The following is a 14111-nucleotide window of genomic DNA, read 5'->3' on the forward strand; positions in this document are numbered from 1 at the left end:
TTGCGAACGAATTGCTGCGTTAATCAGCGGTTCCATAAAAAAATCCCTGACCTCACAAAGAGGCCAGGGATATGAAAACCATCGTTTTACTTCAGAACGGATTTCAGGGTCTTTCCGATTTCGCCTGGATTTCTGGTAACGGTAATCCCGCACTCTTCCATCACAGCGAGTTTCTCCTGAGCCGTACCCTTGCCGCCAGAGATAATGGCACCGGCATGACCCATACGCTTTCCTGGAGGCGCAGTGACACCTGCGATAAAACCGATAATCGGCTTTTTCATATTGTCCTTTGCCCATCTTGCAGCAGTCTCTTCATCATTGCCACCGATTTCGCCAACCATGATGACGGCTTCCGTCTCCGGATCGTCATTGAACATCTTCAGCACATCAATGTGCTTGAGTCCATTGACCGGGTCACCACCCACGCCAACAACCGTGGATTGTCCCAGGCCAAACTCGGCAAGCTGACCGGCAGATTCGTAGGTCAGGGTGCCTGACTTGGAAACCACGCCAATGGTGCCTTTTCTGTGGATGTGACCAGGCATGATGCCGATCTTGAGCTCATCCGGTGTGATGATACCCGGGCAGTTCGGGCCGACAAGAATAGTTTTCTTGCCATTCATCCTGTCACGGGTGCGAATCATGTCACGAACCGGGATACCTTCGGTAATGCAGATGACCAGGTCCATTTCCGCTTCAACCGCTTCATCAATCGCGGCAGCAGCAAACGGAGGCGGCACATAGATGACAGAAACGGTTGCGCCTGTCTGTTTTTTTGCCTCAGCGACCGTCTCAAAGACCGGAATGTCCAGGAAGGTGGTCCCCCCCTTTTTCGGGGTAACACCACCGACATAGCATTCCTTGCCAAAGGCATAATTTTGTGACATTTCAGTGTGGAATGCGCCGGTTTTTCCGGTCAGGCCCTGAACAATCACGCGTGTATTTTTGTTAATCAGAATAGACATATCTTTATTACCCCTTAGCTGCTTTGATTGCCTTTTGTGCGGCATCCGTCATGCCATCGGCAGAAATAATCGGTAAACCGGACTTGGCCAGAATTTCCTTGCCAAGCTCGACATTGGTTCCTTCAAGACGGACAACCAGGGGGACTCTCAGTTCTACCTGACGTGCGGCTTCAACGATACCGTTTGCGATAACATCACAACGCATGATGCCGCCGAAGATATTCACGAGAATACACTTGACCTTGGGATTGGCGAGCATGATCTTGAAAGCTTCCGTCACCCTTTCTGTTGTTGCACCACCACCCACGTCAAGGAAGTTGGCCGGCTCACCACCGAACAATTTGATGATATCCATGGTTGCCATGGCCAGACCGGCACCATTAACCATACAGGCAATATCACCATCAAGGGCAATATAGGTCAGATCAAACTTCGACGCGGCGATTTCATCCGGATCTTCTTCGTCAAAGTCACGCATACCGGAAACTTCCGGCTGACGATACATCCCGTTTGAGTCGAAATTGAATTTGGCGTCCAGTGCAATGATGCGGTTATCCCCGGTCAGAACCAGCGGATTGATTTCTGCCAGCGAAGCGTCTGTCTCGTCAAATGCCTTGTACAGACCCTGCATGAATTGGCATGCTTCTTTTACGGCAACATCAGGCACACCGATTTTTCTGGCGATGTCTTCACCTTCCGCATCGGTCAGGCCGGTGTTCGGATTAATGAAAACCTTGTGGATCAGTTCGGGCGTATTATGCGCCACATCTTCAATATCCATACCGCCTTCGGATGATGCCATCAATGCAACACGCTGTGTTTCGCGATCCACAACCATGCCGATATAGTATTCCTTGGCAATATCCGCACCTTCTTCAATCAGCAGACGCTTGACTTCGCGGCCTTCAGGACCGGTCTGGTGGGTAACCAGTGTCATGCCCAGAATATCACTGGCATATTGCTCGACCTCATCAATTGACCTGGCCACTTTGACACCACCGCCTTTTCCGCGACCACCTGCGTGAATCTGCGCTTTTACCACCCAGACTTTTCCACCCAGGTTTTCTGCAGCCTCAACGGCTTCATTAACACTAAAACAGGGAACACCACGAGGAGTTATTACACCATATTTGCGTAAAATCTCTTTTCCCTGATATTCATGAATATTCATACTTGCCCTTCAAAATAATGGATGGCTGATTTTCATCATCCATCCTGGCTTGGTCCAATAAAACAGACGTTATTAAAGCATACGTTCCATCCGCTTCCATTATTTTTTCCGTGGATTGGTAAACGCACCCTGCTCTTTGAGTTTTACTACTGTCGCATCGTCAAAACCGCAAACCTCTTTCAGTACCTCGTCGGTATGCTCGCCCAGAAGCGGTGCCGGCAGGATCTTCTCAACAGTCCCTTCCGACATCTTGATCGGCATACCCACAGTGAAATAATCCCCGCCCGGATGGCCTTCAACCCTGACCCACATATTGCGATGCGCAATGTGGGCGTCGTTGGCAATTTCTTCAGTCGTCAAAACAGGGCCGCACGGGATGTCTTTTTCGTTGAAGAGGGCAGTCAATTCAAACTTGGTATAACTGGCAGCAAAGTCAGAGATGATTTTCCACAGTTCTGCCTGATTCTTGCGGCGCTCACCAATCTTGGAAAAGCGCTCGTCGTTGACGAGCTCTTCACCCCCCATGATACGCGCCAGTGTCGGCCAGATGGCTTCCTGGACGACCATGTAAACATAGTCATTCAGACCGTGTGGTTTACAGGGAATACAATTACCAAGCTGACCGCCCCCGGAGTCGTTACCGGCACGCGGCGTGGCAGTCAGACCCATGGTGGGACGGCTGTACTCGGTGAGTTCGGCCTTCCCCCCCATAAGACGGCTGTGGTCACGGAATTTGACGCGGCACAGGTTCATGACGGATTCCTGCATGGCAGTTTCAACATACTGGCCTTTGTTGCCATTATGCGTACGCTGATACAGGGCCGCGCAAATACCGATAACCAGATGCAAACCGGTACCTGTATCACCAACCTGGGAACCAGTGATGGTCGGCGGGTTTTCCGGGAAACCCGTAGTGGACATGGAGCCCCCCATTGCCTGTGCAATCGGCTCATAGGCTTTGTAGTCAGCATATGGGCCGGATGAACCGAAGCCCTTGATGGAGGCAACGATAATGGCCGGGTTGATACTGTTGATGGTTTCGTAGGAATAGCCGAGCCTTTCAAGCACGCCCGGGCCAAAATTTTCCATGAGGACATCACAATTTCTGATCAGTTCCTCAAATACCTGGCTGCCCGCTTTGCTCTTCATGTTAACGGTAATGGAGCGTTTGTTGCTGTTCAACATCGTGAAGTACAGGCTGTCTACGCCCTGGATGTGGCGCAACTGTTGGCGGGTGATGTCACCATTTGGTGGTTCCAGTTTGATGACGTCAGCACCCAGCCAGGCCAGAAGCTGTGATGCAGTCGGACCTGCCTGTACGTGGGTCATATCAAGCACGCGTACACCTGATAATGCTGCTCTGGTACCCATGATGTGTTTTCTCCAGTTATTGTTTTTTGTTGCTTATTACTGCGTCGATACTGCGATTACTGCACTTTGATTTTCATTGCACTGCCTCTGCGATCCGTTCATCATGTGTTTTTCGTCTTTTATCCTGCCACGGAACAGGCGACACCCTGTCATCTGCGAGTTGCATGACTGCAGGAACCATCACCTTGGCGGCATGGAAAAAAGAAAAACACTGACAGCAGGATGAACATGATATCTTTTGAACATCATGTTCCCGGAATCTGCCTCTGGGCTGATGTTGGCTGCTGCACTCATGGATGATTGGATTCAGTATTCACTTCAATGATAACCTGCCGGTATAAAGGGCAATCTGTCCCTTTGTATACGAGGCAAAAAGCCAGCCGCTATCATATCTGTTTCCACTTTGATATATTCTTGACTCAAGTCAATTTTACGAGTCCCTAACAAACAATAACCAAAGATTTTATAAAATGAAACCGTGTCCTGGCAGCGCTTTTTGGCCGATTGGAAAATTTTTCGGCGCCATGTCATCATACCTTCCGTATTGCTGCTGCCTGTCCTGACTTCTCCATGCTGTTACTATGACCATCCTCCTGACCACACTGAATGCCCGGTATGCCCACTGCTCATTAGGCCTGCGTTACCTGCACGCCAATATGGGGAAACACCGGGAACGCACGCGTATCATGGAACTGGTTATCGGCATCAACCCTGCCATTGCCGCTGAAAGAATCCTGGCAGAGCAACCGTCCATCATCTGCATGGGGGTATACATCTGGAATGCGGAAGAAACCGCCAGGCTCGTTTCCCTGCTCAAGGCAATCTCGCCAACGACGCCCATCCTGCTTGGCGGACCTGAAATCTCGCATGAGGCTGGATCGCAACCACTGGCGAAAATGGCTGATTATGTCATCAGCGGCTGGGGTGAAGCAACGGTTCCCGAGCTGTGCGATCACATCCTGAACGGCACGCCTCCCGAAGAAAAATTTCATAAGGGAAAACAGCTGGACTTAAACGATATTGTGATGCCTTACGATCTTTATACCGATGAGGATATTGCCAATCGCACCCTGTATGTCGAAGCGTCTCGCGGCTGTCCCTTTCGTTGCGAATTCTGCCTTTCCTCACTGGACAAAACCGCCTGGGCATTTGATACCGACCGCTTCCTTGCGGAAATGGAAAAACTTTACGTGCGCGGTGCCCGAAGTTTTAAATTCGTGGATCGCACGTTCAATCTGAATACAAAAAAATGCCGGCAGATCCTTCAGTTTTTCCTGGACAAAATTCATGCCGATCCTTCTGACCCGGTTTTTGTTCATTTCGAGGTCGTACCGGACCATCTGTCAGATGCGCTGAAAGAAGCCATCCAGCCGTTTCCCGCCGGGACATTGCAACTGGAAGTCGGGGTGCAAACGTTCAATCCGGAAGTACAGGACCGAATCAGCCGGAAGCAGGACAACAACAAAAGCGAAGCCAATATCCGGTGGCTGAGAAATCACAGCCAGGCACACCTGCATACCGACCTGATTGCCGGACTGCCAGGTGAAACACTGGAAAGCTTTGCCGCTGGGTTTGACCGGCTGGTTGCACTGGCCCCCCATGAAATACAGGTCGGTATTTTAAAGCGGCTGCGCGGTACGCCCATCCTCCGCCATACAGAAGCTTTCGGACTGGCTTTTGATCCGGCGCCTCCCTATACCATCCTGGCAACAGCGGATATTGATTTCTTCACCATGCAGCGGTTGGTCCGTTTTGCCCGTTTCTGGGATCTTGTCGCCAATTCCGGGCGTTTCGCCAGAACACTGCCGATGATCCTCGCAGACAGCCCTTTTACCCGCTTCATGGATCTGTCAGACTGGCTGTACAAGACGGGACGAACAACCCATGCCATTGCACTTGACCGGCTGGCCTCTCTTGTCACGGAATGGCTGGTATTAAAAGGGGCGGACGCTGACCAGGTCAGAATCACCATCGGCCAGGACTATGCTGGCAAAACCCATATGAAACGGCATAAAGAAACGGCCAATGCCACCCTGCCCAACGAACCCAGGCAGGCACATGTCCGCCAGAGCCGTCATATATGATGAACCGGCTCAAACCATTGATACGTAAAACCGGGACAGGACTGTCCGGGCAGATTAATTAAGCCAGCCGCGGCGGCGGAAATACCAGAAAGGCGCAACGGCGCTGCCTATCATCAAAAGCAAGGCAAAGGGATAACCAAAATCCCAGGTCAGTTCCGGCAGAATATGGAAATTCATGCCATAAATGCTGGCGATAAGTGTTGGCGGCAAAAAGACCACGCTGGCAACCGAGAAAATCTTGATGATCTTGTTCTGGTTGATGTTGATAAAACCAACCGTGGCATCCATCAGGAAGTTGATCTTATCGAAAAGAAACGAGGTATGACCATCCAGTGATTCAATATCCCGGAGAATCTGGCGGGCTTCCTCGAATTGTTCCGAATCGAGAAGCCGTCCCCGCATCAAAAAGCTGACCGCCCGCCGGGTATCCATCATGCTGCGCCGGATACGGCCATTCAAGTCTTCTTCCTTGGCAATGGCGGAAAGCGTTGCTGCCGCATCCTGGTCCGTGAAAGTTTCCTGCAAAACGCGAATACTCACATCTTCCAGATTGCGATAGATGCCTTCCAGCGCATCGGCGGAATATTCGGCGTCCGTTGCATACAGATCAAGGAGAACATCCTTGTAATCCGTGATGGAACCAGGCCGTGAACGCGCACGCATCCGGACCAGACGAAATACCGGGAGATCCTCAGGATGCACGGAAAACAGCATCCCGCGGGCCAGGATAAATGCAACCGTTATCGTCTGCGGCCCTTCTTCATCATCAATACGGAAGTCTGTCCTGAGATGGATATCACCATTTTCCGCTTCGTAATAACGGGCAGAGGCTTCAATATCCTTGACCTCATCCTCATCCGGCATGGTGACGCCAAAAATATTTTTGACCCACAGGCGCTCATCTTCGGTAGGTGAGGTCAGATCAACCCAGACAGGCGCGACATTTTCCAGGTCCGCCTTGGAATCAATCGGAACCTGGCTTAAACGGCCATTCTGCAAGATAAACACATTGATCATGAGGAATTCTTTCAGGTAATCCTGAACCACATGACAAAAAACCCGTCATGCCAGCCCCCTGTCAGCGCAGGCCATTCTTTTTCAAAAGAAATAACCGGCTAACACCCATGGAAAAAGGCAAGTTTACTGACATCAAACGACAGAGGCAAGCTTTTACTGATTCCGGCGCATTATTTTTTACGGCCCGATACCGCCTTTTTCGGCGGCGGCAAGGGCTTTTTCGGCAGCGCGGCGGACCCCATCCTTCGCAGGATAATCTGTGTGCGCTGAGCCAGGTAACTGGAATCCCTGAGCGTACCGTAATAACGCGGATTGGGCAGCATGACGGCGAGTCTGGCCGCCTGCTCAGGCCCAAGGCCGGCTGCGGATACCCCGTAATAATGCCGTGCAGCAGCTTCCGCGCCAAAAACCCCGCGGCCAAACTCAACCACATTCAGGTATATCTCGAAAATCCGTTCCTTGTCCATCAGGAACTCCAGCATATAGGTGATGATCAGCTCCTGCACCTTGCGAAAATAACTCCGGCTCCCGGAAAGAAACAGATTTTTGGCCAACTGCTGGGTAATGGTTGATCCTCCGGCAACCACTTTTCCCTTCTTCAGATTTTTTTCATAAGCCCGCATCAGGGCCTCCCAATCCACCCCTTCATGGGCAGAAAAATTGGCATCTTCCGAGGCAATGATGGCACGCTTCAGATTTCGTGATATCTGGTTATAAGGTACCCATTTATGTTTGAGTTCTGCCTTGGGGTTATTTTTTCTGAGAACCGCCAGTTGCTGACGCATGAAGCTGGTCGACTCAGGATTGAACTTGACCCACCAGGCTATCTGGCAGAAATAATACAGTTGGATCAGGGAAAAAAAGGCAACCGGCGCAAGAAGTATCCAGTAACGGTATTTTTTTACCCAGACGAAAAATGACTTCATGCTGCCTGCGGCCTCAAGGCAGAAAATACCGGCTCCGTGGCCGGGCGCACCCCCCGCCAGAGAAAAAAGGATTCTGCCGCCTGCTCAACCAGCATGCCAAAACCATCGCGCACGACAGCACCATGCGTTGCCGCAAAATCCAGAAAAGGCGTCGGTCTGTCACCATAAACCATATCCAGAGCCAGTGCAGATGGCCTGAAAACGGCAGCCGGCACAGGCGGCATCTCATTACTCAGCCCTGCTGAAGTCGCATTGATAATGATATCGAATGGCTCCTGCAATGCAGCGTAGGCGGAAACATCCACTTTGCCGGCAGACGAAAAAAAGTCAGCCAGTTCCCTGGCATTATCCACACTGCGATTGGCAATCATCAGTCTTGCCGGACGCAGCGCCAAAAGCGGCTGGATCACGCCACGCGCCGCGCCGCCGGCTCCCAAAAGCAGGACACGGGCACCCGCAACCGGATAACCGGCATTTTCAACGATATCCACCATCAATCCCTTGCCATCCGTATTGTCGCCAATGATGATGCCCTCTTCGAATTTCAGGGTATTCACCGCGCCTGCAGCCTGTGCTCGCGGCGTCAATGACGTGGCAAGCTTAAAAGCCTCCAGCTTGAATGGTACGGTCACATTCAGGCCTTTGCCGCCTTCAGCAACGAATTGCATAACGGTTGCCTCAAAACCATCCAGAGGGGCAAGCAGATGCTGATACCGCATATTCTGATGCGTCTGCATGGCAAACAGGGCATGAATGTCCGGTGACTTGCTGTGCGCAACCGGATTTCCTATAACAGCATAACGATCGGGGGCAGACATATGGCAATTCCTGAACAGGTAATAGTTAAAGCGGGCCAGCCTCAGGACTCGGTTTCCAGCGCTTCATCCCGGGTAAAGCGGAAGCGCGTTTCGATAACCCAGACTTCGCTTGCGATCGCAGAACGCATTTTGGGCGGAAACGGGCCAAAAGGCGCCGCCCTTCGGACAATCCGCAATGCGGCATTGTCAAGCGCGGCATTGCCGGACGATCTTTCCACCCGGGGTCCTCCCTCTTTTTCGTAGAGTGTGCCATCCTGTGCAACCGGAATAGTGACCACCAGTTCACCATAGAGTTTCCGGCCATTTCGCTGCGGAAAATTCAGTGTACCGATATTTTCAATTTTCCGCTGCATGGATTTGTAATACATGGCGTGCCCGACTTCCCGTGTCCGCGGAGAAATAAATACCTTTTTGGGACGGCTGGCCTGCTCTGAAATCGTGCGGTCAATTGCAGCGGCCCGCCCCGCAACCCCTTGCTGGCTGTCGGTCTGTGTCGTGACACCGGCATCACCGGATTCATTTGCCGATGGATTTTCCCTGACCTGCGGCACGCTGGTCTTTAGCTCATCCTTCAGTTTGGCGGCCAACTGTTTTTGTTCTTTTTGCAATTCTTCTATCCGGCGCTGCGATGAAGCCAGCACATCCCCATCAGCAACCCGGCTGGAATCAGGTAACGGTGAACTGGGCCGTCCCTTCTCTTTTGTTCCACCGCCATCCAGATTGGCCTGGGCAACGGCGTCAGGATGTAAAGGCGCGCCTTTGGCCTTGGCATTCACCAGCACGACTTCCAGGGTGGGATCGGGCGGCACGATATGAAAGGCACGGGGAGGGACAAAACGGACGAACATCAATATGCCGTGTACCAGTACTGATACAAGGATCGCATAACCTAATGCACGGTTTTGTAGGGAAAAACTCAAATATCCTGCTCCGCGACACAACCGGCAGGGATGCCGGAAAAAAAACAGCAGCGCTCTCGCAACTTGCTGCTATTTTAATGTGAATTTGACAGTCAAAAACGGCTAATCCACAATTTCATCATCTGATTCTGCCATATTCTCATCCGCAGTAACAGCAGACACTTCAACAAGGCGGGCTTCAACAGACAGATCAACTTCATCCCATCTGAGCAAATCAAGGGTCACCTGTGTCCCACGTCCCAGTGTGCGGACTGCAGGTAAGGGGATAGTCAGCGGAATATCCAGCAATCGAACCATTTCATCCCGGATAACCACCGCCCTGGCCTGCCGGACATCATGCTGGGAGAGCCAGCGCAAACACCAGTATCGTTCCATTTTTGTCTGGAATTCAGTATAAATCGTATGGGCGGAATCAAAAGCGCTGACAATGGCAAAAAGATCGGCATCCCTGGGTTTGAATGGCGCAGAAAGGGGGGCGGTCACACCGTGTTGAATGCAGGCCAGAATCTGCCATTGGTTGACCAGATCCGTATAACGCCTCAGGGGTGATGTGCTCCAGGAATACTGATCGACCCCCAACCCCTGATGCGGTGCTGCATGTGTCTGCATACGTACTAGGCGACGAGCCGCCCATGAGCCATTACCCTCTCCCTGACTGCGGTAAATACCGGGAACACCATGCTCCTGCATCAGGCGTCCCCAGGTACTGTTTACAAAAATCATCAGTTCAGCCACGATCCGGTCCAGTGGCGCCGTGCGCATCCGCTGCTCGATGGTAACCAGGCCATCGTGTAGATAAAAACTGTAATCCGGGTGATTGGCCTGTTGCGGTTTCAGGCCAAAACTTTCCCGCTTTGCCATACGCACTTTTTCCCTCGCCTGCGCCCAGCACCAGAGGATGCCAATCTCCTCTTTGTGCGGATATTCCCCTTTGTCTTCAGCCAGATTTTCTTCTGTCACAATGTGCTCAAGATCATTGAGCCGTAAATTGACAGCAACCTGGATGAATTCCAGGCAGGTTTCCGTTGCGAGCAGTGTACTGTCTTCCTGATTAATGGTGGCATACAGACTGACGGCCGGCCTTTTTTCACCTGCCCCCAGCGTAAAAACACGCACATAATCATCCGGCAGCATGGTGATCTTGTCCCCCGGCATATACACGGTTGCCATTCGCTGGCGGGCAACCGCATCAATATCATCTCCCGGCATCATGCCGAGTGCCGGTGCGGCGATATGGATACCGACTTTGACATTCCCGTCGGGCAGGCGGGTAACGGAAAACGCATCATCAATTTCTGTTGTCGTGACATCATCAATGGAAAAAGCCTGGACATCTGCTACCGGCAAATCCGGAATCGGCACCGTGATTTTCTCAAAAGGAAAACCGGTCCCTTTCGGGAAATGCTCAAAAAGGAAACAGGACAGGTGCAGATCAAACGGGGAAGCCACGGCACCCGTTTTAAGCATAAACCGTTCAGGGGTTGTCTGAAGCGCGGTACATGCCTGGGTCAACGCCTTGTATTCCATTCCGTTTTTATCCGGCTTGCACAACAACTGGATGGCAAGCGGCTTCATCGCCTCCGGGAAAACACCTGTCTTCATCTGCTCGACATACTGTTCCTGGATGATGGCCAGCTGGCGCTTTTTTTCTATGCTGGCCAAAGCGGCTTTCAGGGATTTTTCCGGTGCCGCCTTATAGCGTCCCTTGCCTTTCCGGTAAAAATATACCGGTGCGGCATGCAACCGGAGTAAAAGACCTGCGGCTTCCTGTGGCCGGGGCTCATGGCCGAAGTACTCTGTACCCAGTTCGGTAAAGCTGAATTCGGCTTCCCCCGCCACTTCCCAGAGAAAATCCAGGTCAATTTCCCCGGCAATTTCCTGTGCCTCTGACATCAGTTGCACCGGGTCATAGGCCTCATACTGCAACAGCACATCCCTTGCCCTGACCTTGGTTCGTTTCCCGCCGGGAAGCTCCACCTGGTAGGCTTCCCCGACCTGGGCCAGCACACTGCCGGTCCTGAAATCACCGGATTCTTCAAAAAATAAATTCATGCAACATTTTTCTGAAAGCAAAAAACTGCTTTCCGTTAATTCTTCAATGATACGCTTTCATCACAACTTCCTGCTCAGACTGGCTGCAGACTGCCAAACGCCAGAATCTCATCCAGATAATCCGGAAACTCTGACAGACTGTGATCACTGCCGTCGATGATAATCTGGCGTGCCTTTTCGTAATGCGCACACATTTGCCGGTAATCCAGTAACTCATCTCCTGTTGCGGCAATCAGAAAATACCGCTCCGGCCGGGTGATCCTGCGCACCTGAAACCGACGAAGCTCATCGGCATATTTTTCCCTGTCCATTTCCCAATCTGCCAGCTCAAGCGTATCAGGCGGATTGTCCGTGCCTGCCTTGACATGCCAGGGATCAACCACCGGATTCAACAACACCGCCTTGCATCCGGTCCTTTCTGCCAGAAAAGTGGCATAGTACCCTCCCAGCGATGATCCGATCAACAAAATCCTGGCAGGATCATGTCCCTCCATCAGCTGGGATGCCAGTGAAACCGACGAAAAGGGCGACTCCGGGAGCTGCGGGCAAAAAAACCGGCCGGACAACCCCTGCCTGCTCATATAATCTGCTGCTGCCTGTGCCTTGAAAGAAGCGGGGGATGAGCGGAACCCATGGAGATACAAGATCATGGTGATACCGCTTTCGAATGAATCCTGTCGAGGATTTTCTGGTGCACATTGCCAAACCCGCCATTACTCATCACCAGAATATGATCGCCGGGCCGGACTGCTTTTACGATGCTTTCCACCATTTTCTCCAGATCATGATATGCCGCCGCTTTTTCAGCCAGGGGCAAAAGCGCCTCGCCAAGATCCCAATCCAACGCATCTTTTCCGGATAATGCGCCATAGCCGAACACCAGATCGGCTTCCTTGAGGCTTTCCGGCAGGGCCTCTTTCATGGCACCCAGCTTCATGGTGTTGGAACGCGGTTCCAGCACGGCAATAATCCGGGCCTGATCGGAAGACGGTCCCACTTTCTTGCGCAAGCCTGCCACGGTGGTTGTAATGGCCGTCGGATGATGCGCGAAATCATCATATACCCGGATGCCGTGAGCCTCCCCGCGCAACTCCATTCTTCGTCTGACATTTTTGAAGCGCGAAAGCGAGGCAATCGCCACTTCAGGCACAATACCCACATGCCTGGCTGCGGCAATAGCGGCAAGCGCATTCAACCGGTTATGCTCCCCGGTCAATTCCCATGATACTGTTCCCTGTATTTCTCCATTAAACAGCACATCAAAAGTCAGCGCGTCACGTTCTTCAAAGGTCCAGCCATCCGGCATCGGCCCGCCAAACCAGACCTTTTCACTCCAGTATCCCTTCTCAAGAACCCGCGCTAAAGCCGGCTCGCGCGCATTGACAATCAGTTGCCCGTTTCCAGGAACCGTCCGGACAAAATGATGAAACTGGGTTTCTATGGCACCAATATCCGGAAAAATATCAGCATGGTCAAATTCCAGATTATTCAGGATGGCCGTTCTCGCATGGTAGTGGACAAATTTGCTGCGCTTGTCAAAAAAAGCCGTATCGTATTCGTCTGCTTCAATCACAAAAAACGAAGAGGGTCCGGCGTTGCCGCCAAGCCGGGCAGAAATGCCAAAATTGAAGGGAACCCCCCCAATCAGAAAGCCCGGCGCATAGCCGGCATCTTCCAACAGCCAGGCCAGCATGGCTGACGTTGTGGTCTTCCCGTGGGTTCCCGCCACCGCGAGAACCCATTTGTTCTGAAGAATATGCTGTCCAATCCACTCCGGCCCGGACATATAGGGCAGGCCACGATTCAGAATCGCTTCCATCAGGGGATTGCCGCGGGACACCACATTGCCGATAATGTACAGATCAGGATTGATATCCGTTTGGCCCGCATCATAGCCATGAATCAGCTCAATACCCTGCTCCTGGAGCTGGGTGCTCATTGGCGGATAGACATTGGCATCACACCCCGTTACCTTGTGTCCGGCCGCCTTGGCCAGTACGGCCAGCCCCCCCATGAATGTGCCGCAAATACCCAGTATGTGAATATGCATGATGTCATTGTGATTTTTATTAAACCTGAAGATTCTACCCGACTCGCACCATTTTGCGTTCCAGAGTATGATAATCGCCATGACAAATGATCGCAGAACAGACTGGAACGGCATACGTGGCGAGATCGCGATCGCCGCAGCCCGCCTGATTGCCGAAGAAGGCGCCACCTATGAAATGGCCAAGAAAAGGGCTGCGAGACAAATACTTGGAGATAACAGAATTAACGGGAATTTTCTGCCAGATAACAGCGAGATAGAAGAAGAAGTTAGAATTTATCACAACATTTTCATGGCAGACACCCAACCGGCACGGCTTTTGTTCCTGCGCAAAACCGCTTTGCATATGATGCAGGAACTGGCACAATTCCAACCACACCTGACAGGTGCGGTATTAAATGGCACAGCAGGCGAGCACAGCGATATTCATTTGCAGCTTTTTGCCGAAAGCGCCAAAGATGTTGAAATTCATCTTTTAAATAAAAATATCGACATTTCAGTTACAGAAGCCGAAAGTTACCGACAGAAAGCGCGAGCTGAGGAAACTATTCATTTTTACCATGAGGGCGAAATCTTTCATCTCGCTGTGTACAATCCGGACGACATGCGCAAAATGGTCAAAACCATGGATTCACAAGCGGAAAGAGCCGATATCGCCCGATTGAAACAACTCATCGAACAGCAGGAATAGCGGCATTCGGCAGATTAATCAGGACAGCTCTGGTAAACTAGCTTCTTTT

General features: G+C 51.7%; 12 protein-coding genes. 2 read left to right on the plus strand and 10 right to left on the minus strand.

From position 1 onward, the window contains the following. Positions 1-86: 86 nt before the first annotated feature. The 3 genes from sucD to frc all read right to left on the minus strand — a co-directional run bounded on the left by sucD (position 87) and on the right by frc (position 3507). The gene (gene sucD / locus NB640_RS05235) at positions 87-965 is read right to left on the minus strand and encodes a succinate--CoA ligase subunit alpha (protein WP_269310136.1); all 879 of its coding nucleotides are present in this window, start codon (positions 963-965) and stop codon (positions 87-89) included. A 7-nt stretch (positions 966-972) separates the two neighbouring features. Further along, positions 973-2136, minus strand: a complete 1164-nt coding sequence (sucC, locus tag NB640_RS05240; protein ID WP_269310137.1) for an ADP-forming succinate--CoA ligase subunit beta — start codon at positions 2134-2136, stop codon at positions 973-975. 99 nt (positions 2137-2235) lie between these two features. Then, positions 2236-3507, minus strand: coding sequence for a formyl-CoA transferase (frc, locus tag NB640_RS05245; RefSeq protein ID WP_269310138.1), 1272 nt, complete (start codon positions 3505-3507; stop codon positions 2236-2238). 581 nt (positions 3508-4088) lie between these two features. On the opposite strand from frc, the gene NB640_RS05250 reads away from it, so the two are divergent. Continuing rightward, positions 4089-5591: a B12-binding domain-containing radical SAM protein gene (locus tag NB640_RS05250; protein WP_269310139.1), complete on the plus strand. Its 1503-nt coding sequence runs from the start codon at positions 4089-4091 to the stop codon at positions 5589-5591. 54 nt (positions 5592-5645) lie between these two features. Here the strand turns inward: NB640_RS05250 and corA are convergent, their stop codons facing one another. From corA to mpl, 7 genes are all read right to left on the minus strand, one after another. Further along, complete coding sequence (corA, locus tag NB640_RS05255) at positions 5646-6608, minus strand: magnesium/cobalt transporter CorA (protein ID WP_269310140.1); 963 nt, start codon at positions 6606-6608, stop codon at positions 5646-5648. A gap of 170 nt (positions 6609-6778) precedes the next feature. Beyond that, complete coding sequence (gene mtgA, locus NB640_RS05260; RefSeq protein ID WP_269310141.1) at positions 6779-7534, minus strand: monofunctional biosynthetic peptidoglycan transglycosylase; 756 nt, start codon at positions 7532-7534, stop codon at positions 6779-6781. Next, positions 7531-8352 carry a shikimate dehydrogenase gene (aroE, locus tag NB640_RS05265; RefSeq protein WP_269310142.1) on the minus strand — a complete coding sequence of 274 codons (822 nt, stop codon included), beginning with the start codon at positions 8350-8352 and terminating at the stop codon, positions 7531-7533. The genes mtgA and aroE overlap by 4 nt, the downstream gene beginning before the upstream one ends. A gap of 41 nt (positions 8353-8393) precedes the next feature. Next, complete coding sequence (locus NB640_RS05270) at positions 8394-9200, minus strand: TonB family protein (RefSeq protein ID WP_269310144.1); 807 nt, start codon at positions 9198-9200, stop codon at positions 8394-8396. Between the two features lie 174 nt (positions 9201-9374). Further along, a complete protein-coding gene (locus NB640_RS05275; RefSeq protein ID WP_269310146.1) occupies positions 9375-11324 on the minus strand; it encodes a ribonuclease catalytic domain-containing protein in 1950 nt (649 codons plus the stop codon). Between the two features lie 74 nt (positions 11325-11398). Next, positions 11399-11974, minus strand: coding sequence for a YqiA/YcfP family alpha/beta fold hydrolase (locus tag NB640_RS05280; RefSeq protein ID WP_269310148.1), 576 nt, complete (start codon positions 11972-11974; stop codon positions 11399-11401). After that, positions 11971-13374: a UDP-N-acetylmuramate:L-alanyl-gamma-D-glutamyl-meso-diaminopimelate ligase gene (mpl, locus tag NB640_RS05285; protein ID WP_269310150.1), complete on the minus strand. Its 1404-nt coding sequence runs from the start codon at positions 13372-13374 to the stop codon at positions 11971-11973. Before mpl ends, NB640_RS05280 begins: the two co-directional genes overlap by 4 nt. 79 nt (positions 13375-13453) lie before the next feature. Here mpl and NB640_RS05290 point away from each other — a divergent pair, with 79 nt between their 5' ends. Further along, positions 13454-14062 (plus strand): hypothetical protein, encoded by a 609-nt coding sequence (locus NB640_RS05290; RefSeq protein ID WP_269310152.1) that lies wholly within the window; start codon positions 13454-13456, stop codon positions 14060-14062. Positions 14063-14111: the final 49 nt, after the last annotated feature.

Origin of the sequence: Oxalobacter vibrioformis, from assembly GCF_027118995.1 — a bacterium.
GTDB classification, from domain to species: Bacteria; Pseudomonadota; Gammaproteobacteria; order Burkholderiales; family Burkholderiaceae_D; genus Oxalobacter; species Oxalobacter vibrioformis.